The organism is Rhizobium fabae, assembly GCF_003985135.1.
In the GTDB taxonomy this organism is placed as follows: domain Bacteria; phylum Pseudomonadota; class Alphaproteobacteria; order Rhizobiales; family Rhizobiaceae; genus Rhizobium; species Rhizobium pisi.
In genome coordinates, this window is sequence record NZ_ML133655.1 from 174,979 (window position 1) to 198,872 (window position 23,894).

Annotated in this window: 19 protein-coding genes; 8 read left to right on the forward strand and 11 right to left on the reverse strand. The window is 62.1% G+C overall.

Features of this window, described 5'->3' with window-relative positions; translation table 11 throughout:
• Window positions 1–32: 32 nt before the first annotated feature.
• Window positions 33–1,736, forward strand: a complete 1,704-nt coding sequence (gene rpsA, locus EFB14_RS22825) for a 30S ribosomal protein S1 (protein WP_125846737.1) — start codon at window positions 33–35, stop codon at window positions 1,734–1,736.
• Between the two features lie 76 nt (window positions 1,737–1,812).
• On the opposite strand, the gene EFB14_RS22830 is transcribed toward rpsA, so the two are convergent.
• The 3 genes from EFB14_RS22830 to EFB14_RS22840 all read right to left on the reverse strand — a co-directional run bounded on the left by EFB14_RS22830 (window position 1,813) and on the right by EFB14_RS22840 (window position 5,148).
• Entirely contained in the window at window positions 1,813–3,366 is a 1,554-nt protein-coding gene (locus tag EFB14_RS22830; protein ID WP_126828981.1) for a hypothetical protein, read from the reverse strand.
• A gap of 227 nt (window positions 3,367–3,593) precedes the next feature.
• Complete coding sequence (locus tag EFB14_RS22835; protein ID WP_126828982.1) at window positions 3,594–4,220, reverse strand: ribonuclease D; 627 nt, start codon at window positions 4,218–4,220, stop codon at window positions 3,594–3,596.
• A gap of 121 nt (window positions 4,221–4,341) precedes the next feature.
• Entirely contained in the window at window positions 4,342–5,148 is an 807-nt protein-coding gene (locus tag EFB14_RS22840; protein WP_126828983.1) for a MerR family transcriptional regulator, read from the reverse strand.
• Window positions 5,149–5,316: 168 nt separating this feature from the next.
• Here EFB14_RS22840 and EFB14_RS22845 point away from each other — a divergent pair, with 168 nt between their 5' ends.
• The gene (locus EFB14_RS22845) at window positions 5,317–6,597 is read left to right on the forward strand and encodes a 4-aminobutyrate--2-oxoglutarate transaminase (RefSeq protein ID WP_126828984.1); all 1,281 of its coding nucleotides are present in this window, start codon (window positions 5,317–5,319) and stop codon (window positions 6,595–6,597) included.
• A 166-nt stretch (window positions 6,598–6,763) separates the two neighbouring features.
• A complete protein-coding gene (locus tag EFB14_RS22850; RefSeq protein WP_126828985.1) occupies window positions 6,764–8,245 on the forward strand; it encodes an NAD-dependent succinate-semialdehyde dehydrogenase in 1,482 nt (493 codons plus the stop codon).
• A 48-nt stretch (window positions 8,246–8,293) separates the two neighbouring features.
• Here the strand turns inward: EFB14_RS22850 and EFB14_RS22855 are convergent, their stop codons facing one another.
• The gene (locus tag EFB14_RS22855; protein WP_126828986.1) at window positions 8,294–8,503 is read right to left on the reverse strand and encodes a SlyX family protein; all 210 of its coding nucleotides are present in this window, start codon (window positions 8,501–8,503) and stop codon (window positions 8,294–8,296) included.
• 177 nt (window positions 8,504–8,680) lie between these two features.
• Between EFB14_RS22855 and uxaC the strand changes: the two genes are divergently transcribed.
• Entirely contained in the window at window positions 8,681–10,096 is a 1,416-nt protein-coding gene (gene uxaC, locus EFB14_RS22860; RefSeq protein ID WP_126828987.1) for a glucuronate isomerase, read from the forward strand.
• Entirely contained in the window at window positions 10,093–11,550 is a 1,458-nt protein-coding gene (locus EFB14_RS22865) for a mannitol dehydrogenase family protein (RefSeq protein WP_126828988.1), read from the forward strand. Before uxaC ends, EFB14_RS22865 begins: the two co-directional genes overlap by 4 nt.
• A 10-nt stretch (window positions 11,551–11,560) precedes the next feature.
• Here EFB14_RS22865 and EFB14_RS22870 read toward each other — a convergent pair whose 3' ends face one another.
• The 7 genes from EFB14_RS22870 to EFB14_RS22900 all read right to left on the reverse strand — a co-directional run bounded on the left by EFB14_RS22870 (window position 11,561) and on the right by EFB14_RS22900 (window position 20,278).
• Window positions 11,561–14,011: a GcvT family protein gene (locus EFB14_RS22870; RefSeq protein ID WP_126828989.1), complete on the reverse strand. Its 2,451-nt coding sequence runs from the start codon at window positions 14,009–14,011 to the stop codon at window positions 11,561–11,563.
• Window positions 14,012–14,887: a choline/ethanolamine kinase family protein gene (locus EFB14_RS22875; protein WP_126828990.1), complete on the reverse strand. Its 876-nt coding sequence runs from the start codon at window positions 14,885–14,887 to the stop codon at window positions 14,012–14,014. It abuts the gene before it with no gap.
• Between the two features lie 64 nt (window positions 14,888–14,951).
• Window positions 14,952–16,028 (reverse strand): ABC transporter ATP-binding protein, encoded by a 1,077-nt coding sequence (locus EFB14_RS22880; protein ID WP_126828991.1) that lies wholly within the window; start codon window positions 16,026–16,028, stop codon window positions 14,952–14,954.
• A gap of 26 nt (window positions 16,029–16,054) precedes the next feature.
• Window positions 16,055–17,152 carry a Gfo/Idh/MocA family protein gene (locus EFB14_RS22885; RefSeq protein WP_183604900.1) on the reverse strand — a complete coding sequence of 366 codons (1,098 nt, stop codon included), beginning with the start codon at window positions 17,150–17,152 and terminating at the stop codon, window positions 16,055–16,057.
• Complete coding sequence (locus EFB14_RS22890) at window positions 17,152–18,036, reverse strand: carbohydrate ABC transporter permease (protein ID WP_126828993.1); 885 nt, start codon at window positions 18,034–18,036, stop codon at window positions 17,152–17,154. Before EFB14_RS22890 ends, EFB14_RS22885 begins: the two co-directional genes overlap by 1 nt.
• Window positions 18,029–18,988: a carbohydrate ABC transporter permease gene (locus EFB14_RS22895; RefSeq protein ID WP_164737566.1), complete on the reverse strand. Its 960-nt coding sequence runs from the start codon at window positions 18,986–18,988 to the stop codon at window positions 18,029–18,031. Before EFB14_RS22895 ends, EFB14_RS22890 begins: the two co-directional genes overlap by 8 nt.
• 3 nt (window positions 18,989–18,991) lie before the next feature.
• A complete protein-coding gene (locus tag EFB14_RS22900) occupies window positions 18,992–20,278 on the reverse strand; it encodes an ABC transporter substrate-binding protein (protein ID WP_125846750.1) in 1,287 nt (428 codons plus the stop codon).
• Between the two features lie 197 nt (window positions 20,279–20,475).
• Between EFB14_RS22900 and EFB14_RS22905 the strand changes: the two genes are divergently transcribed.
• The 3 genes from EFB14_RS22905 (at window position 20,476) to EFB14_RS22925 (ending at window position 23,870) form a co-directional block, all read left to right on the forward strand.
• Window positions 20,476–21,153, forward strand: a complete 678-nt coding sequence (locus EFB14_RS22905; protein WP_126828994.1) for a TetR/AcrR family transcriptional regulator — start codon at window positions 20,476–20,478, stop codon at window positions 21,151–21,153.
• Window positions 21,154–21,554: 401 nt separating this feature from the next.
• A complete protein-coding gene (locus EFB14_RS22920) occupies window positions 21,555–22,703 on the forward strand; it encodes a Gfo/Idh/MocA family protein (RefSeq protein WP_125846752.1) in 1,149 nt (382 codons plus the stop codon).
• A gap of 3 nt (window positions 22,704–22,706) precedes the next feature.
• The gene (locus EFB14_RS22925; protein WP_126828995.1) at window positions 22,707–23,870 is read left to right on the forward strand and encodes a dihydrodipicolinate synthase family protein; all 1,164 of its coding nucleotides are present in this window, start codon (window positions 22,707–22,709) and stop codon (window positions 23,868–23,870) included.
• Window positions 23,871–23,894: the final 24 nt, after the last annotated feature.

The window sequence follows — 23,894 nt, forward strand, 5'->3', positions numbered from 1 at the left end:
TTGAAACTATCGAAGGCCACGCAGGAGATTTTATGTCAGTAGCAACTCCCTCTCGCGAGGATTTCGCGGCCCTTCTCGAAGAGTCCTTTGCCAAGAACGATCTGGCTGAAGGCTATGTTACCAAGGGTATCGTCACGGGCATCGAAAAGGATGTCGCCGTTGTTGACGTCGGCCTGAAGGTCGAAGGCCGCATCGCGCTCAAGGAATTCGGCGCACGCGCCAAGGATGGCCAGCTCAAGGTTGGCGACGAAGTCGAAGTTTACGTTGAGCGTATCGAAAACGCGCTCGGCGAAGCCGTTCTGTCGCGCGAGAAGGCTCGCCGCGAAGAAAGCTGGGTCAAGCTCGAAGCCAAGTTCGAAGCCGGCGAGCGCGTCGAAGGCGTTATCTTCAACCAGGTCAAGGGCGGCTTCACGGTCGACCTCGACGGTGCGATCGCCTTCCTGCCGCGTTCCCAGGTCGATATCCGTCCGATCCGCGACGTTACCCCGCTGATGCACAACCCGCAGCCCTTCGAAATCCTCAAGATGGACAAGCGCCGCGGCAACATCGTGGTTTCGCGCCGTACGGTTCTGGAAGAATCCCGTGCCGAACAGCGTTCTGAAATCGTTCAGAACCTCGAAGAAGGCCAGGTTGTTGACGGCGTCGTCAAGAACATCACCGATTACGGTGCGTTCGTTGACCTCGGCGGCATCGACGGCCTGCTGCATGTCACCGACATGGCATGGCGCCGTGTGAACCATCCGTCGGAAATCCTGAACATCGGCCAGCAGGTCAAGGTTCAGATCATCCGCATCAACCAGGAAACCCACCGCATCTCGCTCGGCATGAAGCAGCTCGAGTCCGATCCGTGGGATGGCATCCAGGCCAAGTATCCGGAAGGCAAGAAGATCTCCGGTACCGTCACGAACATCACCGACTACGGTGCGTTCGTCGAGCTGGAGCCGGGCATCGAAGGCCTGATCCACATCTCGGAAATGTCCTGGACCAAGAAGAACGTTCACCCCGGCAAGATCCTGTCCACGAGCCAGGAAGTCGAAGTCGTCGTTCTCGAAGTCGATCCGTCCAAGCGCCGTATTTCGCTCGGCCTCAAGCAGACGCTGGAAAATCCGTGGGCAGCATTCGCCCGCAGCCATCCGGCCGGCACTGAAGTCGAAGGCGAAGTCAAGAACAAGACCGAATTCGGCCTGTTCATCGGCCTCGACGGCGACGTCGATGGCATGGTTCACCTCTCTGACCTCGACTGGAACCGTCCGGGCGAACAGGTCATCGAGGAGTTCAACAAGGGTGACGTCGTCAAGGCTGTCGTTCTCGACGTCGATGTCGAGAAGGAACGCATCTCGCTCGGCATCAAGCAGCTCGGCAAGGATGCAGTCGGCGAAGCAGCAGCTTCCGGCGACCTGCGCAAGAACGCAGTCGTTTCCTGCGAAGTCATCGCGATCAACGACGGCGGCATCGAAGTGAAGCTCGTCAACCACGAAGACATCACTTCCTTCATCCGTCGCGCCGACCTCGCCCGCGACCGCGACGAGCAGCGTCCTGAGCGCTTCTCGGTCGGCCAGGTCGTCGATGCCCGCGTCACCAACTTCTCCAAGAAGGACCGCAAGATCATGCTGTCCATCAAGGCTCTGGAGATTGCGGAAGAGAAGGAAGCCGTCGCTCAGTTCGGTTCGTCCGACTCCGGCGCTTCGCTCGGCGACATCCTGGGCGCAGCCCTGAAGAACCGCGGCGGCGAATAAGCCTCGCAACGGTCTCTGAATTGAAGAACCCGCCGGAGCGATCCGGCGGGTTCTTCATTTTCAGGCTGTAAAAAATTTATTCCCAGCCGACCATGCGCTGATAGAGGGCATAGACCGGGTCGGCGGCCGCGCCTGCCGGCTGATGAGCCACCGGTTCGGCATCGATCATCCTCGGGGTCCTTCGCGCAGGTGCTGCGTCGGTTTCTTCGCCGTCTGGTTCGGCATCCTCGCCGCCGGACTGCGCCTGCTGCTGATCCTCAGAGGCGTCGTCGCGGTGGTGCTGGTGCTGGTGCTGGTGATGCGTTTCGCCTGCCTTTTCGTTCGGCAGCATATCCTTGGCGAACTGGTAAGGCACCTGGGTATAGGCAAGGCCCTCCGGCATCCTTGCCGCCAGCGGTACGTAGGAAGCTTCGGCCGTCTGGGGAACCGGCGTCATTTCGGGCTGCGCGGAGATCTCTTTCGGCTGACGGGCAGCCGCAGCCGCGATCTCTATATCCATCTGTGATGGGCGAGGCGCGGTGGACGGGCCTGCATCGGGCGCGGTGAACTCCGCCGGCTGACGGGTCAAGGTCTCGGTCGCGTCGCTGATGACGGCTTCATCGAGGATCGCATCGATCTCCACCGCCGCGTCGACGGGACCATCCTCCAGCACGGCCTCGATCTCCTGCTCGCGGATGATGGTGGCGATCATCTCCGAAGCCTCTTCGGTCATGGAGGCGACGATACCCGTCCAGTTCCTGGGGATGACCGGGTCGGCCTTTTCCGACGTCGCGCGCGGCTGGATGGCGGGCGGCTCCGCCATTTCTCCGATATCGTCTGCTTCTGCCGGCTCCGCCGACAGCACTTGCCGGGGTTCGATCTCCTGGGAGACGGATTTTTCCGGTGCAACATCCTTGGCCGTCACCGGAGCGGGTTCGGTGCGGTTTTCAGACTGCGGCCCTTCCGGATCGATAGCCTGCATGGTGTCGGCGATGATTGCTTCTTCGGCCGTGCCCAGCGTCGCGGTCTCGATCGGCGGCTCGCCCGGCGAGGGCATCTTTTCCGTCGACTGGCGCGCGGTGGCGGGGAGGCTGTCCTCGTGCAGCTGGATCTCAGGGCGGGCCTCAGTGCGCACCGGCGAAGCATCGTTCTGGCCGTAGGAGCGCACGACGGCGCGGGCGGCGAGATCGCGGTCCTTGTAGCGGACGATTTCCAGATAGGCGATGATACGGGCTGCCTGCGGCCCCGTCGGGTTCTTCAGGGCTTCGGCGATCGTCCGGAGCGGCAGGCTATGGCCCTCACCGGTCAACTGGCGCTCGACCTCGTCGATCCTGGCGGCCGGCAACCGCCGGATGGCATCGGCAAGCCGGGAGGCGAAGGCAAGATTGGTCTCGTCCTCGCCACGATCCAGCGAGATCGACCGGCCGGCCGCATCGATGACATCGAACAAAGCTTCGACCATGCGTTCGCGCGCGGCAAGGAGGAGAATATTGAGCTTGCCGGCAATGGCGGAATTCAGGTCAGTGGCTTCGACAGCGTTGACAGGGGTAGGCGCGACCACCGAACGTCCGAGACCTTCGGCGACGATCGCCGCAGCCTGACCTTGGGACGAAAAGCTTGCATTGGACGCTGCACGAACGGGAGACAACATGGCATGCCCTTTCGTAAAGTGACGATGAAAGCAGGCTCCATAAAAGGACCGCGCTCATCCGGCCCCTTGCATCCCAGCAGATCCTCCTGTCCGCATGACGCAATTCTGGCGTCATCGAATGCATAAAAATTGAATCAATTATTAAAAAAGAGACATTAATGAATCGCTAACGGCCGCAGACGAAGCTCGCCTACGGCCGTGAAAAACATCGAATGAAGGCAATTCGCTCAGCTGTGGGCGAAGATATCGGCCTCTTCCCAGCCGAGCAGGTCGAGCTTGGCGCGGGTCGGCAGGAATTCGAAGCAGGCCGTGGCGTGGTCGAAACGGCCGTCGCGGATCAAGCGCTCGGTCAGCTTGTTGCGCAGGGCGTGCAGATAAAGCACATCGGACGCGGCATATTCGAGCTGGGCAGGCGACAGCGTCTCGGCCGCCCAATCGGAAGATTGCTGCGCCTTGGAGACATCGACGTCGAGCATCTCCTTGAGATTGTCCTTGAGGCCATGGCGATCCGTGTAGGTCCGGCAGAGCCGCGAGGCGATCTTGGTGCAGAAGACCGGTGTTGTCGTGACGCCGAACGTATGGAAGAGCACGGCAATATCGAAGCGCCCGTAATGGAAGATCTTCTGATGGGTCGGATCTTCGAGCAAAGCGACGAGATTGGGCGCCTCTTTCTGGCCGGCGGCGATGCGGATGATGTCGGCAGTGCCGTCACCCGGCGACAGCTGGACGACGCAGAGCCGATCCCGCCGCGGCACCAGGCCGAGCGTTTCGGTGTCGATCGCGATCGCGCCGGTATAGCGGGCCGCATCGGCCGCTGATATATCGCCTTCGTGATAACGGATGGTCGCCGCCATGAGACTGTCTTTCGTTCGAATGCTTCCCATGGCGCTATAGCGCAAAGGCGCCGGGCGCGAAACCGCTTTCCCGGCCTGAAGCTGCAAGCGACCCCTAAGATCGCGCCCGCGCTTTGACGGTTCAGAATGTCGGCGGCGTGTTGATCCAGAGCAGCACGGTTTCACCGTCGTGGCGGTTTCGCCAGGAATGGTAGCGGCGGCTTTCGAAATACAGCGAATCGCCCGGGCCGAGGTCGAAGAACTGGTCGCTGTCGAGCACCAATTCGAGGCGGCCGGACAGGACATGCATGAATTCCTCGCCCTCGTGGCGATAGGCGCCCTCGCTTGTCGCGCCCGGCGCCAGCACGAAACGGTGGCAATCCATCATCCTGCGGCCGTCGGCGAGAATCTGCACCGTGACTCCAGGCGTCGTTTCCGGCCAGTTGCGCCATTCCCCGGCACGTACCAGCGCCAGCTCGTCCTCGTTTTCCTCGCCGGAAAGGCGGGAGACGGTGGTGCCGTAATAGTCGGCGAGATCGTGCAGCGTCTTGAACCCGACGCCCTGCGACGTGCGCTCCAGCGTCGAGAGCGTCGAAGAGGTGATGCCGATGTCGCCGGCCACCTGATCCAGCGTCTTGCCGCTCGCATGGCGCAGGCTGCGCAGCTTGCGGCCGAGACCGGAATCCTGGCTCGTTTCCGCGCCATCGGCGGAAGGCTCGCCCTCCAGCGCCTCGCGGATTGCCGCCGGATTGAGGCCGCGCTCGACACGATACCAGGAGATGCGCTTCAGGCGCGCCACATCATCGCCGCTATATTGCCGATGGCCGGTTTCGGAGCGCCCCGGAACCACGAGGCCCTGGCTTTCCCAGAGGCGCAAGGTCGAGGCCGAAACGCCTGCCAGCCGCGCGGCCTCCGCCACCTTGTAGCGTACAGGCCCGTTTTCATTCATCCGCCGATATCCCCGATTCACATCGCCCGAAGCATTCATCAAAAGGCGTGATGTTTGAAGCAAAAAATCCCACTTGTTTTCTTGCAGGAAAAATGTAGGAATTTTCTACACGTCTTGCAGAACTTATGCAAGATAGTTCTCAAGCCCTTTCAGCGCAGGAGCGTATCGATGAACGGAACAAGCCTTACCGACCGGAAAAATGCCGCGATTTCCCGCGGCGTCGGCGTGACGACCCAGATCTATGCAGATCGCGCAGAGAATGCCGAAATCTGGGACAAGGAGGGCCGCCGCTATATCGATTTCGCCGCCGGCATCGCCGTTCTCAACACCGGCCACCGCCATCCCCGGATCATCGCCGCGGTCAAGGAACAGCTCGATCGTTTCACCCATACCTGCCATCAGGTCGTGCCCTACGAAAGCTACGTGCATCTCGCCGAACGGCTGAACGTGCTCGTGCCAGGTGATTTCGAGAAAAAGACGATCTTCGTCACCACGGGTGCCGAAGCGGTCGAGAACGCCGTCAAGATCGCCCGCGCCGCAACCGGCCGCTCGGCCGTCATCGCCTTCGGCGGCGGCTTCCACGGCCGGACCTTCATGGGCATGGCGCTGACCGGCAAGGTCGTACCCTACAAGGTCGGCTTCGGCGCGATGCCTGGCGATGTCTTCCATGTTCCCTTCCCGGTCGAGCTGCACGGTGTCACCGCCGATCAGTCGCTTGCCGCGCTGAAGAAGCTTTTCGCCGCCGATGTCGATCCGCAGCGCGTCGCGGCCATCATCATCGAGCCGGTGCAGGGCGAAGGCGGCTTCTATCCAGCGCCGGCCGCCTTCATGAAGGCGCTGCGCGAAATCTGCGACCAGCACGGCATCCTGCTGATCGCCGACGAGGTGCAGACTGGTTTTGCCCGCACCGGCAAACTGTTCGCGATGAACCATCACGAGGTAGCGCCTGACCTGACCACGATGGCAAAGAGCCTTGCCGGCGGCTTTCCCCTTGCCGCCGTCACCGGCCGCGCCGCGATCATGGACGCGCCGGGACCGGGCGGGCTCGGCGGCACCTATGGCGGCAATCCGCTTGGTATCGCAGCCGCCCATGCCGTCCTCGACGTCATCGCGGACGAGGATCTCTGCAACCGCGCCAACCAGCTCGGCGGGCGGCTGAAGCAGCGGCTGGAATCGCTGCGCGAGAAGGTGCCGGAGATCGTCGATATTCGCGGACCAGGCTTCATGAACGCCGTCGAGTTCAACGACAAGGCGACGGGGTTGCCGACTGCCGAATTCGCTAACCGGGTGCGGCTGATCGCGCTCGACAAGGGACTGATCCTGCTCACCTGCGGGGTCCACGGAAACGTCATCCGCTTCCTCGCGCCGATCACCATCCAGGACGAGGTGTTCGGCGAGGCGCTCGATATTCTCGAAGCCTCGATGCTGGAGGCGAGCGCGGGCAAGTGACCGCGCCCTAGAGCGGTTCAGCTTTTCACGGAAGCGCAGAACCGCTCTAGCTTTTCGTTTTTACGCAATTCCGGACGGAAAACCGCTACGCACTTTTCCTGGAATTGCGCTAGCCGGATTTCAATGGCTGCCGGTAAACGGCAGCCGCACTCCCAAGGAGTATGACATGGCTTTCACCACCGCACTGACCAAGCACGTTCCCTTCTCCTCGCCTTTCCTGCGCGACGCCGGCTATATCAACGGCGCCTGGACATCAGGCGATGCCACGAAGACCTTCGACGTGCTGAACCCGGCAACCGGCGAACTGCTCGCCTCGCTGCCCGACATGGGCGCCACTGACACGCGGACGGCGATCGATGCGGCCCATGCCGCGCAGCCGGCCTGGGCCGCCCGCCCGGCCAAGGAGCGGAGCGCCATCCTGCGCAAATGGTTCGACCTGATGGTCGCCAATGCCGACGAGCTCGCGGCGATCCTGACCGCCGAAATGGGCAAGCCCTTCGCGGAAGCGCGCGGCGAGATCCTGTATGCCGCCGCCTATATCGAATGGTATGCGGAAGAGGCCAAGCGCATCTATGGCGAGACGATCCCCGCACCTTCGGACGATAAACGCATGATCGTCATCAAGCAGCCGGTCGGCGTCGTCGGGACGATCACGCCGTGGAATTTCCCGGCGGCGATGATGACCCGCAAGATCGCGCCTGCACTTGCCGTCGGCTGCACCGTTGTGTCGAAGCCTGCCGAACAGACGCCGCTGACAGCGATCGCGCTTGCGGTGCTCGCCGAGCAGGCCGGTATTCCCGCCGGCGTCTTCAACGTCGTCGTCGGTACCGACGGTCCGGCGATCGGCCGCGAGCTCTGCGGCAACGAAAAGGTGCGCAAGATCAGTTTCACCGGCTCGACCGAGGTCGGCCGTATCCTGATGCGGCAGTGCGCCGACCAGATCAAGAAGGTGAGCCTGGAGCTCGGTGGCAACGCGCCCTTCATCGTCTTCGACGATGCCGATCTCGACGCTGCCGTCGAGGGCGCGATCGCCTCCAAGTATCGCAATGCCGGCCAGACCTGCGTCTGCGCCAACCGTCTCTATGTCCAGTCGAAGGTCTATGACGCTTTTGCCGCAAAGCTTGCCGCGAAGGTCGCCGAGATGTCGGTCGGCGACGGCTTCAAGGCAGGCGTGGTGATCGGGCCGCTGATCGACGAGCAGGGCCTTGCCAAGGTGGAGGACCATGTCAGCGATGCGCTTGCCAAAGGCGCCAGAGTGCTGACCGGCGGCAAGCGCATCGAAGGCGCCGGCACGTTCTTCGCGCCGACGGTACTGACCGGCGTTGCCCGCGGCATGAAGGTGGCGCGCGAGGAAACCTTCGGGCCGGTGGCGCCGCTCTTCCGCTTCGAAACGATCGAGGACGTCATCGCCCAGGCCAATGATACGGAGTTCGGTCTTGCCGCCTATTTCTATGCCGGCGACCTGAAGAAGGTCTGGCGGGTGGCGGAAGCGCTGGAATACGGCATGATCGGCATCAATACCGGCCTGATGTCGTCCGAGACGGCGCCTTTCGGCGGCATCAAGCAATCCGGCCTCGGCCGCGAGGGCTCGCGCCATGGCGCCGACGACTATCTGGAAATGAAATATCTCTGCATCGGCGGCGTCTGACGCGCCCCCTTATGAACAGGAAAGCACGCGGCATTCCGCCGCGTGCTTTCAATAATGCGGCGGGCGGGTGATACCCGGCGCTTCCAGAGACTGCTCCTCGAGCGACAGGAAACGTTCCGTCAGCCGATCGAGCTTGGTGCGCATCTGCTCGACTGTCTTCCATTGTTCGGCGAGCTGTTCGGAAAGCTCCTCGATCGTCTTTGCCTGGTAGGCCAGCATCTCCTCCAGCCGGGTGATTCGGTTCGTCTCGTCGGACATCGATCCTCCTTTGCCGGAAGCGGCGGAACAGATGGTTCTGCAAAGCGGAAATAGGGCGTCTCGTCAATGATTTCGATGGTGGGAGAGCCATCGCAAAACTGTACCGTTTAGTTACTGAAAGACCTTGCCGTGCCTGATGTTGTGGGGTAGGCCCTTATCGATCAGGGAGGAATACTGATGGATGTTGGGAACGGCTTTCTTCATCCGGACCGGCTCTTTCCGGCCGATCCGGCGACCCGGAGCGTCGCGCGGGATCTCTACGAGACGGTGCGCAATCTTCCGATCGTCAGCCCGCACGGGCATACCGAACCGTCCTGGTTCGCCGACGACAAGCCTTTCGAAGACGCGGCCTCGCTGCTGGTCATTCCCGATCACTATCTCTTCCGCATGCTGCACAGCGTCGGCGTCGCATTGGACGATCTCGGCGTGCCCAGGCTCGACGGCAAGCCTGTTGCAACGGGGCGGGCGATCTGGCGGACCTTTGCCGCGCATTACCATCTTTTCCGCGGGACACCTTCGAGCCTCTGGGTCGACCACGCGATGTCGGCCGTGCTCGGCTGCACCGAGCCGCTGACGGCTGCGAATGCCGATGCGCTCTACGACCACATCAATGCCCAGCTCGCCCTTCCCGAATTCCGCCCGCGGGCACTGCATCAGCGATTCGGCATCGAAACGATCGCAACGACCGAAGGCGCGCTCGACCCGCTTGTGCACCACCAGAAGATGGCGGCGGACGGCTGGATCGGCAAAGTGCGTACCACTTACCGGCCGGACAGCGTCACCGATCCCGACGCGGTCGGCTTCCGCGACAATCTCCTCAAGTTCGGAGAGATTACCGGCACTGATGTGACGCGCTGGGACGGCCTGATCGAGGCGCATCGGCGCCGGCGCGCCTATTTCCGCCAGTTCGGCGCGACTGCGACCGATCACGGCGTGCCGACCGCCTTCACCGCCGATCTGCCCTCCATCGAAAAGCAGGCGCTCCTCGACAAGGCGCTGAAGGGTCCGCTTTCCCTTGGCGAGACCGAACTCTTCCGCGGCCAGATGATGACCGAAATGGCCGGGCTTTCGGCTGAAGACGGCATGGTGATGCAGATCCATGCCGGCTCGAGACGCAACACCGACCGCGCACTCTTTGCGACCCGCGGCGCCAATATGGGCGCCGATATCCCGACATCGACGGATTGGGTCGGCGGCCTGAATGCGCTGCTTTCCAAATACGGTCATGCGCCGGGCCTGCGCGTGCTGCTCTTCACTCTCGACGAGACGACCTATGCGCGCGAGATGGCGCCGATGGTCGGTCACTGGCCCTGCCTGATGATAGGCCCGCCCTGGTGGTTCCACGACAGCCCGCTCGGTATCCGCCGCTATCTCGACCAGGTGGTGGAGACGGCAGGTTTCGCCAATATGGCTGGTTTCAACGACGATACGCGCGCGCTGCTCTCGATCCCGGCGCGGCATGACGTCTGGCGGCGCGAAATCTGCCGTTTCCTCGCTCAGCTCGCCACCGAGCACCGGATTTCCAAGCGGGAAGCCGAGATCGTGGCGGGCGAGCTCTCCTATGGCAATGCGAAGAAGGCCTACAAGCTGTGACGGAACGACTGCAAACCCTTACCGGCCTCGCCCCGACGGCGAAGCTTCCCGCCTATGACCGCAGCCGGCTGAAAAGCGGCATCCTGCATCTCGGGCCGGGCGCATTTTTCCGCGCCCACTTTGCGCCCTTCACCGATGCAGCGCTTGCCGTTGGCGGTGGAGACTGGGGCATCGAGGTGGCAAGCCTGCGCACCGCCGATGTCGCCGATCACCTCAACGAGCAGAACGGCCTCTACACGATGCTGATCCGCGATACCTCAGGCACGACGGCGCAGGTGATCGGCCCCGTTCTGCGGGCGCATGTGGCGACGCGCGATCCGGCCGGCCTGCTGGCGCGGCTCGAAGACCCCGATATCCGCATCGTCAGCATGACGGTGACCGAAAAGGCCTATGGTTTCGATCCCGCAACAGGCGGCCTCGACCTGAAGCACCCCGATATTGTCGCCGACCTTGCCAACCGGCACGCGCCGCGCGGCGTCATCGGCTATCTCGTCGAAGGCCTTGCGCGCCGCCGGCAGAAGGGCATCCTGCCCTTCACGCCGCTGAGCTGCGACAACCTGCCGAGCAACGGCGCGGTGCTGAAGCGCCTCGTGCTGGAATTCACCTCCCGTATCGATCCCGAGCTGCATCGCTGGATCGAAACGAACGTGCCCTTCCCGTCCACGATGGTCGACCGCATCACGCCCGCCAGCACCGATGCAACCTATGCCGATGCCGAGCGGCTGACGGGCCGCACGGATATGGCGGCGATCGAGACGGAACCCTTTACGCAATGGGTCATCGAAGACCATTTCGTCAATGGCCGGCCGGCTTGGGAAAAGATACACGGCGCGCTGATGGTCGAGGAAGTCTCGGCCTACGAGAAGATGAAGCTGCGGATGCTGAATGGCGCCCATTCGCTGCTTGCCTATCTCGGTTATATCGGCGGCTATGAATTTATCCGCGACGTGATGGACGATGCCGGCTTGGCAGCCCTTGCCTATCGCCATATGCATGCGGCGGCGCGAACGCTGGACGCCGTGCCCGGCATTAATCTCGACGACTATGCCAGTGAATTGATAGCACGCTTTGCAAACAAGGCGATCGCGCACCGCACCTATCAGATCGCCATGGACGGCACGCAGAAGCTGCCTCAGCGGCTGCTGGAGCCGGCATGCGAGGCTCTGGCGCATGGCGACAGGGCGGAGACCTATGCAATCGCCGTCGCGGCTTGGATGCGATATGCGATCGGCGAGCGCGGCAATGGCGAGCACTACGAGCTGCGCGATCCCCGCGCCGCCGAAATCGCCGCCCTTATCGCCGATGTTCCCCGTACCGGTCCGGCGATCTCAGCGGCCCTTTTCACTCTTCCCGGCCTTTTCCCGACGGCCTTGACCGGACATCGGGCCTGGACGCAGGATGTCTCGGACAAGCTGGAGATCTTGATTCAGGACGACCGGCTGCCGCTGTTCTAGACGGCAGCCACTACGCCTTCACCCGCGCCATGTCGGGATCGTAAAGCGGCGCCAGCGACACCTTGCAGGGAATGCGTTCCCGCGCGACATCGAGCTCATACGTGCCGGAGAGAACGAAGTCCTCCGTCACGCCATCGGAATTGCGGACGTAGCCGTAACCGATCGGCTTGCCCAGCGTGTAGCCGAAGCCGCCGCTCGAAAGCCAGCCGACGCGCTTGCCGTTGCGATAGATCGTTTCGCGGCCGAGCAGTACGGTGTCGGCGTCCTCGGGGACAAAGCAGGCAAGGCGTTTCTTCACGCCGCCCGAAAGCTGCCCCTCGATCGCCTCACGGCCGCGGAAGGGAATATTTTTTCGCATCTTCACCGCCCAGCCGAGACCGGCCTCGATTGGCGTATGATCCGGGCCGATATCGGAGCCCCAGGCGCGATAGCCCTTTTCCAGGCGGCAACTCTCGATGGCGCGGTAGCCGGCATTGACGAGGCCGAGTTCGCCGCCAGCCGCCATCAGCACATCATAGACGGTCGTTGCATATTCAATGGGAATATGGAGTTCGTAGCCGAGTTCGCCGACATAGGTGATGCGCAGCGCCCGCACCGGGCAACCTGAAATGCCGATGGTTCTGGCCTGGCCGAAGGGGAAGGCTGCATTCGAGACATCGCTGCCGGTCACCTTTTCCAGCACGGCGCGGGAATTCGGCCCCATCAGCGACAGCACGGAATAAGCTGACGTGACGTCGACCAGTTCGGCATGCATCGCCGCCGGTATATTGCGTGCGATCCAGTTGAAATCATGGGTGGCAAAACCGGTGCCGGTGACGATGTAATATTCGTCCTCGGCGACGCGGGCGACGGTCACATCGCATTCGATACCGCCCTTGTCGTTCAGCATCTGGGTATAGACGAGCGATCCCACAAGCCTTGCGACATCGTTGGAAGCAATCCAGGAAAGAGTCGCCTCGGCGTCCCTGCCCTTCAACACGAATTTGGCAAAGGAGGTCTGGTCGAAGATGACGGCCGCCTCGCGCACCGCTTTGTGTTCTCGGCCGACGGCGTCGAACCAATTCTGACGGCCATAACTGTAAATATCCTTCGGCTCCTCATTGGCGAAGAGATCGGCAAACCAGTTCGGCCGTTCCCAGCCGAGCTTTTCGCCGAAGCAGGCCCCCTGCGCCTTCAGCCTGTCATAGAGCGGCGACTTGCGGCAAGGACGGCCGCTCGAATGCTCCTCGAAAGGCCAGGCCATGGTGTAATGCTTGCCATAAGCTTCGAGCGTGCGTGTGCGCACCCAGTCGGTATCGAAATGCGGACGGCCGAAACGGCGAATATCGACCGGCCAGAGGTCATATGGCGGTTCGCCCTTCGCCACCCATTCGGCAAGCGCCATGCCGGCGCCGCCGGCCGAGGCAATGCCGAAGGCGTTGAAACCGGCGCCGACGAAGAAATTCCTCAGCTCCGGCGCCTCGCCGAGAATGAAATTGCCGTCGGGCGTGAAGCTTTCCGGACCGTTCAACAGCTGCTTGACGCCGACATTTTCCAACGCCGGAACGCGGCCAAGCGCCTGCTCCATGATCTGTTCGAAATGGTCGAAATTGCTGTCCAGCAGCGTGTAGTGGAAACCGTCGGGGATTCCTTTTTCCGCCCAGGGAATGGGGTTCGGCTCGTAGCCGCCCATGACAATGCCGCCGACCTCTTCCTTGTAATAGGTCAGGCGGTCGGGATCGCGCAGCGTCGGCAGGTTGGAGGGCACGCCGAAGGATTCGGTGATGATATATTGGTGCTCGACCGAGACCAGCGGTACGTTGACGCCGAAGCGGGCGGCGAAGGCGCGCGTCCATTGGCCGGCGCAGACGACGACGCGCTCGCATTCGATACGACCTTGCGCCGTGACGACGGCGCGAATCCTTCCCTTGTCGATTTCGAGGTCGAGAACTTCGGTATCCTCGAAGATCGAAACTCCGGACATGCGGGCGCCTTTCGCCAGCGCCTGGGTGATATCGGAAGGATTGGCCTGGCCGTCTGTGGGAAGGAAGGCGGCGCCGACGAGATCGTCGATCGTCATCAGCGGCCAGAGATCGAAGGCTTCCTGCGGCGTCAGCAACTGCATTTCGAGGCCGAAGGACTGGGCCGTGGTCGCCTGACGCCTGACCTCCGTCCAGCGCTCCTCGTTGCAGGCAAGGCGCAGGCCGCCATTCATCTTCCAGCCGGTGCCGAGGCCCGTCTCCTCTTCCAGCCGCTTGTAGAGATCGACGGAATAGCCGAGCAGCTGGGTGATGTTGGCGCTGGTGCGCAGCTGGCCGACGAGGCCTGCGGCATGGAAGGTGGTGCCCGATGTCAGCTTCTTGCGTTCGAGCAGGACGGTGTCGGTCCAGCCGAGCTTGCCGAGATGATAGGCTGTCGAGCAGCCGATGATGCCGCCGCCGATGACCACGGCTTTTGCCGTCTTCGGTAATTCCTTCGTCATTTATTGGTCCTGCTCAAAGGCTTGATAGGCGCGTTCGAAGCGCGCGAGATTTTCGGCTGTATAGGCGGCGTAATCGAAATCGATGGTGGAATGGATTTCCGAAATCATGCTCCAGAGCGTCTCACGCAGCAGCGAGGCGCATTTCATCGCGCCGTAGCGCCTGCGGAGATCTGATGTCAGCGGCCGGTCGAAATAGATCTCCAGCATGGTGCGCTCTGCCGCTTCTGGAAGTTCGTTGTTGGAAGCCAATCCGCCGAGATCGAAAAGCGGCGTGTTGAAGCCGGCGTAGTCCCAGTCGATCAACCAGAGCCGGTTGCCGTCATCGAGAAAGTTGGCGGCCAGCAGATCATTGTGGCCAAAGGCGATCTCGAAAGGCCCTGCGGCTTCCTCCAGCGTCTCGCCCCTGCCGATCAGACCCGGCAACAAGGGAAGGTAGGGACTGCCTGACGCCCCCAGGCTGGCGGCGTAATCGCGGATGACGTGGAAGACCCAGAAGATCATCGCCTGACCGCGGAAATGCCGGGCGATGTCATGATGGCAGGCGCGGACGAGCGGAACGACTCGGGCCAGCATCTCAGGTGCCCTGATATCTTCCGGCGACAGTGCCCTCGCCTCGACATATTCGAGCACCAGCACACCAGGCGAATGATGGATGACGGCAGGCGATATGCCGGCGGCATGCGCCGCAAGGCTGGCGGCAAGCTCGTTCTGCCGGTTGATGTGATGAATGGGAATATCGGTGCCGAGCCTGACCACGCAGCGCGCGACGGCATCGCTGACCAGATAGTTCCTGTTGGTGATGCCGCCTGCTATCGGCGTAATTTCGATCGGGCCCTGCCAGATGCCAAGCGCATGAATCCTATCTTCAGGCGTCATGCTTGTTCCCCTTCAGCCCCTTGCGAAAGGATGGGGCAGAGGAGGATCTGATGTCAAGCAGCGCTTAGATCGTCTTGCCGGCGGCATCGAAGACGTGGCAGCGAGCCGGATCGAAGAAGGTCTTCACATTGGTGCCGCGCTCCACCTTCTGCTGGCCGTCGAGCGCAACGGTCAGAAGCTGGCTGTCCGGCGTCGTGGTGTAGAGCATGGTGGCGCCGCCGAGATTTTCGACGAGATCGACGTTGACGGTCGAGAGCGCGATGGCGCCCCCGGCAAGCGAAAGATGCTCGGGGCGGATGCCGAAAGTGACCTCCTGGCCGGCCTCGCCGTTCAGCCGGCGCGGCAGGCGGACGGAATTGCCGCAGACATGGATGCTGGTTTCCGCCTCGCCGACCTGCTCGATGCGCGCCTTCAGGAAATTCATCTTCGGGCTGCCGATGAAGCCGGCGACGAAGCGGTTGGCCGGGTTGTTGTAGAGATCAAGCGGGGCGCCGACCTGCTCGATGCGGCCGGAATTCAGCACCACGATCTTGTCGGCCATCGTCATGGCTTCGACCTGGTCGTGGGTGACATAGATCATGGTGTTGCCGAGCTGCCGGTGCAGGCGGGAGATCTCGACGCGCATCTGCACACGCAGTTCGGCATCGAGGTTGGACAGCGGTTCGTCGAACAGGAAGATGCGCGGCTCGCGTACGATGGCCCGACCGATCGCGACGCGCTGGCGCTGGCCGCCGGAGAGCGCCTTCGGCTTGCGCTCCAGCAGCTTTTCGATCTGCAGGATCTCGGCGGCGCGCTTCACCTTCGGCTGGATGTCGGCCTTCTTGTAACCCGCCGTCTCCAGGCCGAAGGCGAGGTTCTTGTAAACGGACATGTGGGGATAGAGCGCATAGGACTGGAAGACCATGGCGATGCCGCGCTTGGCGGGCGCCACCTCGTTCATGCGCTCGCTGTCGAGCAGCAGCGCGCCGCCGGAGATTTCCTCGAGGCCGGCGATCATCCGCAGAAGCGTCGATTTTCCGCAGCCCGAGGGGCCAACGAAAACGACGAATTCGCCGGGATCGATCGTCAGGTCGATGCCATGGATCACATCCATCGCGCCGTAGCGCTTCTCGACCTTCTGAAGAACGACACTGGTTGCCATCTTCTCAAAACCCTCTCTTTTGCCGGTTACTTCGTTCTTGCACGCCAATCGGCGTATTTCGGACTGTCGGGACCGACCGGCAGCGGCACTTCGGCGCCGCTGTCGGAAGACTGGTAAATGGCGGTGACGAGTTCCAGCGCGCGACGCGCATCCGTTGATGTCACCGGCAGCGGCCCGTGACCACTGAGGAAGGCGTGGAACTGGCCCATCTGGGTGGTGAAACGCGGCGCAACCGGCTGCCAGTCGCCGACCACCCGGTCGATCTTTTCCTGCACATCGTCATTGGCCGCGATGATCTTCCAGGGATCCTTGCCGGGCGTATAGGGCTCGTGCGTGCTTTCGAAGGTCACGTTCTCGAAGTGCAGCCTCAGCCGGCTGATCTGCTCTTGCGAACCCAGCGTGCAGGAGAGCGAGACGAAGGCCCCGCTTTCCATCAGCAGGCTGGCGGAGGCGCAATCCTCGACCTCGATATCGTTGACGCGGGTTGCGACGCGGCCGAAGACCCTCGTGGCCGGGCCCATCAGATGCATCAGCATGTCGTGCAGATGCAGTGCATGCGTGACGAGCACGCCGCCGAGCTCCGTCGCCCATTTGCCGCGCCAGGGCACGGCGTAATATTCGGGTTTGCGCAGCCAGAAGGTTTCGACCGAGGCCGTATAAGCTTTGCCGGCAATGCCGGCATCGATGATCCGCTTGGCCTTCTGAATGCCGTCGCCGTAGCGGTACTGGAAGATCGGCATCAGCACGCCTTTGGCGGTCTTTTCCGCTTCCATGATCGTATCGACCCCGGCCAGCGAGCCCGTCAGCGGCTTTTCGCAGACGACATGCTTGCCGGCGGCCAGCGCCGCGACCACCTGCTCCAGATGAATGCTGGGCGGGGTACAGATATCGATGATGTCGATCGTATCGTCGGCAAGCAGCTCCGCGAAGGAGGTGGTGCGGCGCTCGATGCCGAACTCGTCTCCGACCTCCGCCAGGCGTTGTTCGTCGAGGTCGCAGATCGCCACGACCTTGAACTTGTCGGAATGCGGCAGGTAGCCCTCGACGATGTGGGAGCGGCCGATGCCGCAGCCGACGATCGCGACCGTCTTGATGCTCATGTCACTCTTTCCCGTTGCCGCCATCAACGTTTCATACCCGTCGTGGCGATGCCCTCGATCAGCAGGCGCTGGAAGAACAGGAAGAAGAAGAACACCGGCACCAGCGTGAGGGTCGACATGGCGAAGAGGCCGCTCCAGTCCGAGGCGCTCGTCGAGTCGACGAAGGTGCGCAGGCCTAGCTGGATCGTGTAGGTGTTCATGTCGTTGAGGTAGATCAGCGGCCCGAAGAAATCGTCCCAGGTCCAGATGAAGGAGAAGATCGCAGCCGTCGCCAGCACCGGCAACGACAGCGGCAGCATGATCTTCCAGTAGATGCGGAAGGCGCTGCAGCCATCCATCATCGCCGCCTCGTCCAGCTCACGCGGGATGCCGCGGAAGAACTGCACCATCAGGAAGATGAAGAAGGCATCGCTTGCCAGGAACTTCGGTACGACGAGCGGCAGGATGGTATTCACCCAGCCGAGGTTGAGGAAGAGTACATATTGCGGGATCAGCGTCACGTGATAGGGGATCATCAGCGTGCCGAGCATGATCGCGAACCAGAAATTGCGGCCGGCAAAACGCAGCCGCGCGAAAGCGTAGGCGGCAAGCGAACAGGCGACGACGTTGCCGGTCACGGTCAGTACCGAGATAACAAGCGAATTCCAGAAGAAGCGGCCGAAGCTGATATCGAGGCCGAACCAGCCACGCACATAGGAGGAGAAATCCACCGATGACGGGATGAGCGAGGTGGAAGAGAAGATTTCGTCTTGCGGTCGGACGGAGGCCGAGACCATCCACAGCAGCGGATAGACCATGGCGATCGATGCGATGATCAGCATGGCATGCAGGATGATCGAGCCGGGAAGGCTGCGTTTGTTGATGTCGCTCGGCGGCTTCGGGGCGGTGACGGTCATCATCTCAGTCATCGTAGTGCACCCAGTAACGCGAGGTCAGGAAGGAGAAGGCGGTGAAGACGGCGATGATCAGCACCAGGATCCAGGCGAGCGCCGAGGCATAGCCCATGCGGAAATTGCCGAAGGCCTCCTGGTAGAGATAGAGGGTGTAGAACAGCGTCGAATTGATCGGCCCGCCGGTGCCGCCTGATATGATGAAGGCCGGCGTGAAGGCCTTGAAGGCATCGATCGTCTGGACCACGGCATTGAAGAAGATGACGGGCGTCAGCAGCGGCAGCGTGATCTTGTAGAACTGGCGGAATTTCGATGCACCGTCGAGGCTTGCCGCTTCATACATGTCTTGCGGAATCTGGCGCAGGCCGGCGAGGAAGATGATCATCGGCGAACCGAATTGCCAGACGGACAGCGCCACCAGCGTATAGATCGAATAGCTCGGATGCGAGATCCAGCTCGGCCCCTCGATGCCGACCGTTGCGAGGGCCGCATTGATAAGGCCGTCGCTGGCAAAAAGCTGGCGCCATAGTACGGCGATCGCCACGCTGCCGCCGAGCAGCGATGGCAGATAGAAGATCGCCCGGTAGATCGGCAGGCCCCGCACGCCACGGTTCAGCGCCATGGCAACCAGCAAGGCGAAGGTCAATTTGAACGGCACCGACAAGACGACATAGGTAAGCGTGACGCGCATGGCGGCCGAGAATTTCGGATCCGCAGTGGCGATGCGCACGTAGTTCGCAGCTCCCACCCATCCCGGCGACCGTAGCATGTCGAAGTCGGTGAAGGATAGGTAGAGCGAAATCAGGGCCGGCCCGAGGGTCAACCCGAAAAAGCCGATGAGCCATGGCAGAAGGAAGAGATAGCCGGGAGCATTGGCGTTCCAGAGGCGCCGGAAGCGTCCTTCGGCCACGGCCCCCTGATATCTTTCCACTGATATGGCCCCTGCGGGCGTGCGCATCGCATTGCTCATTGATCAGCCCCGCGCGAGGAGTCGCGTGATTTCATCGACAAGCTGCTTGCCGGCATCGGCCGGAGTCAGCTGACCGAAGGCCACCTGCTCGGAGATCGTACGGAGAACCACCTGGCCTTCGCCGGCACCCGTCGGCGGCGGGGGCGGCAGCGGGCCGGCGAGATCGCCGAGACCGCTGACATAATCGAGCGGAACCTTGCCGGTTTCGTCGAGCTTGGTGGCGACGACATCGCGCATCGCCTTCGATTCCGGAATGCCGCGCTCGACATCGAGCGCCAATGCGGCATCAGGATTCTTGACGAAGAAGTTGATGTAGTCGACCGCCTGATCCATCACCTTCGACTGCGCGGAGACGGAGAAGAACATCGACGGCTTGCGGTAATGGCCGCCCTTCGAGTCCGGCTTGATGCGCATGTAGTTGGTCAACGCCAGCTTGTCCTTGACCATAGCCTGAAAGCCAACGAACTGGTTGCTGTGCGCATAGTCGCAGGCAGCCTTGCCGACGGTAAGCGGGCTGGTATCGATCGAATCCTTGTAAAGCGCCTGGATATCAGGGGTGACGCAAGCTCCGGCTTCGCGGAACTTCGCCCACATATCGAACCATTCGGCAGCTTCCTCGGGACCGAAGGCGATCTTCGAATCCGCCGTGTAGAGCGCCTTGCCACGCTGGCGGAGGTAGTTCTCAAAGAGCGGTTCGGCACCGCTGCCATCGGCAAAGCCGAAATAACCCTTGCGCTTGCCGGCCTTGGTCATCTCGGCACCGATCTTGCCGAACTCCTCCCAGGTCGTCTTCTGCGTCGGCATGTCGATGCCGGCTTCCTTGAAGGCGACAGTGTTCAACACGGTGGTGGCTGAATTGGCACCGAGGCTGACGCCGTAGAAATGGCCATCGACCTTGCCGCCTTCGATCTGCGCCGGATCGAAATCATCGAGCTGCAGCTTCGACGGCATGTAGGATTCGAGCGGCGCAAGCGCGCCACGCCGGGCATATTCGACGATATAGCGGTAGTCCATCTGGATAATGTCGGGGGCATTGCGGCCGGCGACCTGGGTCGCCAGTCGCGGCCAGTAATCGGCCCATCCGAGAAACTCACCGGTGATGGTGGTGCCGGCGTTCTTCGCCTTGTAAAGCTCCGACACCTTGTTGGTGCGATCGGCGCGCGGCTGAGAGCCCCACCACAGGAGACGCAGGCGCGTTTCCTCTGCCAGCGCGCTGCTTCCCAGCGCGGAGAGCGACAGAAGTGCTGCCCCTCCCGCAACGAAATTACGTCTATTTACACGTAGATCCATTTTTTCCTCCTCCAAAGGGAAGCGCCTCCACACGCTTCCGTATCAGTTACGCTTGCGCAAATAACCAATTAGTTACAAGCTACGAGCAAAGCGGCAAGCGTGTCAAGCGGTCGGCTCGCGGGCCGCCTTTCAAATTCGGTTTTTACAATTTCGCACCGAAGGCTTATGAGCGCAACATTTGAGAGGGAGGTGGAGCGATGAACGACGGCGGGGATAATGCGGGGAAGAAGAGGTCTCGACGTCCATCTGCAGAGCGGACGAGCCAACGCGATCCGGAGCGGACACGCGCCGCGATCCTGGAAGCGGCCACCCGGGAATTTGCCGAAAACGGCATGGGCGGCGCCCGCGTCGATGCCATCGCCGAGCGGGCCGGCACCAACAAGCGCATGCTCTACCATTATTTCGGCGACAAGGAGCAGCTTTACCTCAGGGTGCTCGAAGAAGCCTATGTCGGCATTCGCACCGCCGAGCGCGCGCTGCATATCGGCGATCGCAGCCCCGAGGAAGGCATCGGCGAACTCGCGCTCTTCACCTGGCGTTACTTCCTCCAGCACCCTGAATTCCTGAGCCTGCTTGGTACGGAAAACCTGCACCGCGCCCGGTGGCTTCGCCAGTCCGTCCGGCTCAAGGAGCTGCATTCGCATCTGATCGGCGAGCTTTCCCAAGTGCTAGAGCAGGGAAAGAAGCAGGGCGTCTTCATCGAGACCGCCGATCCGCTCCATGTCTACCTGACGATCGCCTCGCTTGGGTATTTCTACCTCTCCAACCAGTACACGCTCTCGACGATCTTCGGCCGCGACCTCATCGAGCCGATCCATCTCAATGCCTGGGAACGGCATATCGTCCATGTCACGCTCGCCTCGATCAAGCGTTAGAGCCTTTCCGGGTTAGATTACAGCATTCTGCCGGAGCAGGTTTTCGTCAGGGCAAAGGCGATCGGCGATGGGCATACCCCAAGGTACGTCCGAGCCGATCGCCTTTGATCCTGGCGGAAATATGCCCGGCCCTTCGGGTTGGCTGAAACGGGCCGCCTGATCGACCGGCCGGCTTGGCCGTAGAGCTGGGCTACGATGCGCGCCGGCCGGTCGACCATTCGACTCCGTTTGAGCCAACAGAATGCTGCAATCTAACCCGAAAAGGCTCTGATCCCGAAAGCAGGATTTGACTCTTGACAGGCTCGCTGCTCTTCTGTCATCAAGTAACTGTTTAGTTACCGGCTTGGGAGGGCCGGGCCACGACGCCCGCTCCCGCCGCAAAGGATCGCAGGGAGGAAAAAATGGCACGCTTGGGGATCATCTTGCACGGCGTCACCGGCCGCATGGGTTACAACCAGCACTTGGTGCGCTCGATTCTGGCCTTCCGCGACCAGGGCGGCATCACGCTGAAATCCGGCGAGAAACTGGAGATCGACCCGATCATTGTCGGCCGCAACGGCGCCAAGATGGAAGAGCTGGCGAAGAAGCACAACATAAAGCGCTGGTCTACCGATCTCGATGCCGCTCTCGCCAATCCCGACGACACGATCTTCTTCGACGCCGGCACGACGCTGATGCGCGCCGAGCTGCTGTCCAAGGCGCTCGATGCCGGCAAGCACGTCTATTGCGAAAAGCCGATTTCCGACGATCTGCAGGTGGCGATCGATCTGGCCCGCAAGGCGCGGCGCTCCGGCCTCAAGCACGGAGTCGTGCAGGACAAGCTCTTCCTGCCCGGCCTGCGCAAGCTGGCGCTGCTGAAAGATTCTGGTTTCTTCGGCAAGATCCTCTCGGTGCGCGGCGAATTCGGCTACTGGGTCTTCGAAGGCGATTGGGGCGTGCCCGCCCAGCGCCCCTCCTGGAACTACCGCAAGGCCGATGGCGGCGGCATCATCCTCGACATGCTCTGCCACTGGCGCTACGTACTCGACAATCTGTTCGGAGAGGTCAAGGCCGTTTCCTGCCTCGGCGCCACCCATATTGGCCGGCGCATCGACGAGCAGGGCAAGTCCTATGATTGCGACACCGACGATGCGGCCTATGCGACCTTCGAACTCGAAGGCGGCGCGATCGCGCAGATCAATTCCTCCTGGGCGGTGCGCGTGCGCCGCGATGACCTCGTCACCTTCCAGGTTGACGGCACGCATGGCTCTGCCGTCGCCGGCCTGACGAAATGCTGGAGCCAGCACCGCGTCAATACGCCAAAGCCGGTCTGGAACCCTGACCAGCCCCAGACCATCGACTTCTACAAGACCTGGGACGAGGTTCCGGATACGCAAGCCTTCGACAACGGCTTCAAGGCGCAGTGGGAAATGTTCATCCGCCACGTCGTCGAAGATGCTCCCTGGCCCTACGGCCTGGAAGCCGGTGCCAAGGGCGTCCAGCTTGCAGAACTCGGACTGAAATCCTGGGCTGAGCGCCGCTGGCTCGATGTTCCCGCGCTGGAGTTCTGAGCCGTGACGACGATCAATCTTCCCCTCGACGGCAAGATCGTTTCTTATACGCTAACCGGCACGCCGATCGAGCTTAAAAAGCGGGACGCCAAGAGCTTCCCGCGCATCGCCTTTGCGGCGGCCCATGTGGTGGCCGATCCGCTCGCCGACAATGATCCGTGGCTGACACCGGCGATCGACTGGAAACGGACGCTTGCCTTCCGCCATCGGCTTTGGGACCTTGGGCTTGGCGTGGCCGAGGCGATGGATACTGCACAGCGCGGCATGGGCCTCGGATGGCCGGAAGCCCGTGATCTTATCCGACGCGCGCTTGCCGAGGCGGCCGGCCGCAAGGATGCGCTGATTGCCTGCGGCGCCGGCACCGACCATCTGACGCCCGGCCCCGACGTGACCATCGACACGATCATCAAGGCCTATGAAGAACAGATCGAAACGGTGGAAGCCGCTGGCGGACGCATCATCCTGATGGCGAGCCGGGCGCTTGCCGCAGCCGCCAAGGGACCGGACGACTATATCAGAGTTTACGACCGGATCCTTCGCCAGCTAAGGGAACCCGTCATCATCCATTGGCTCGGCGAGATGTTCGATCCAGCGCTCGAGGGATACTGGGGCTACGGCGACCACCTGAAGGCGATGCAAACCTGCCTCGAGGTGATCGAAGCTAATGCCGCAAAGGTCGATGGCATCAAAATCTCGCTTCTTTCCAAGGAGAAGGAAGTGACGATGCGCCGGCAGCTGCCGAAGGGCGTGCGCATGTATACCGGCGACGACTTCAATTACGCCGAACTGATCGCCGGCGACGAACAGGGCCATTCCGACGCGTTGCTCGGCATCTTCGACGCCATCGCGCCGGCAGCTTCCGCCGCGCTCGATGCGCTCGGCCGCAAGAGCAACGGCGAGTTCTTCGATCTGCTTGAGCCGACCGTTCCGCTGTCTCGCCATATCTTCAAGGCGCCGACGCGCTTCTACAAGACCGGTGTTGTCTTCCTCGCCTATCTGAACGGCCTGCAGGATCATTTCACGATGATCGGCGGCCAGCAGAGCACGCGCTCGCTGACGCATCTGGCCGAACTCTTCCGGCTGGCCGACAAGGCCCGCGTTCTCGCCGATCCGGAACTCGCGGCGACGCGCATGAAACAGGTGCTTGCCGTCCACGGCGTCCACTGAACGCCGACGCGGCAATGGGAGGAA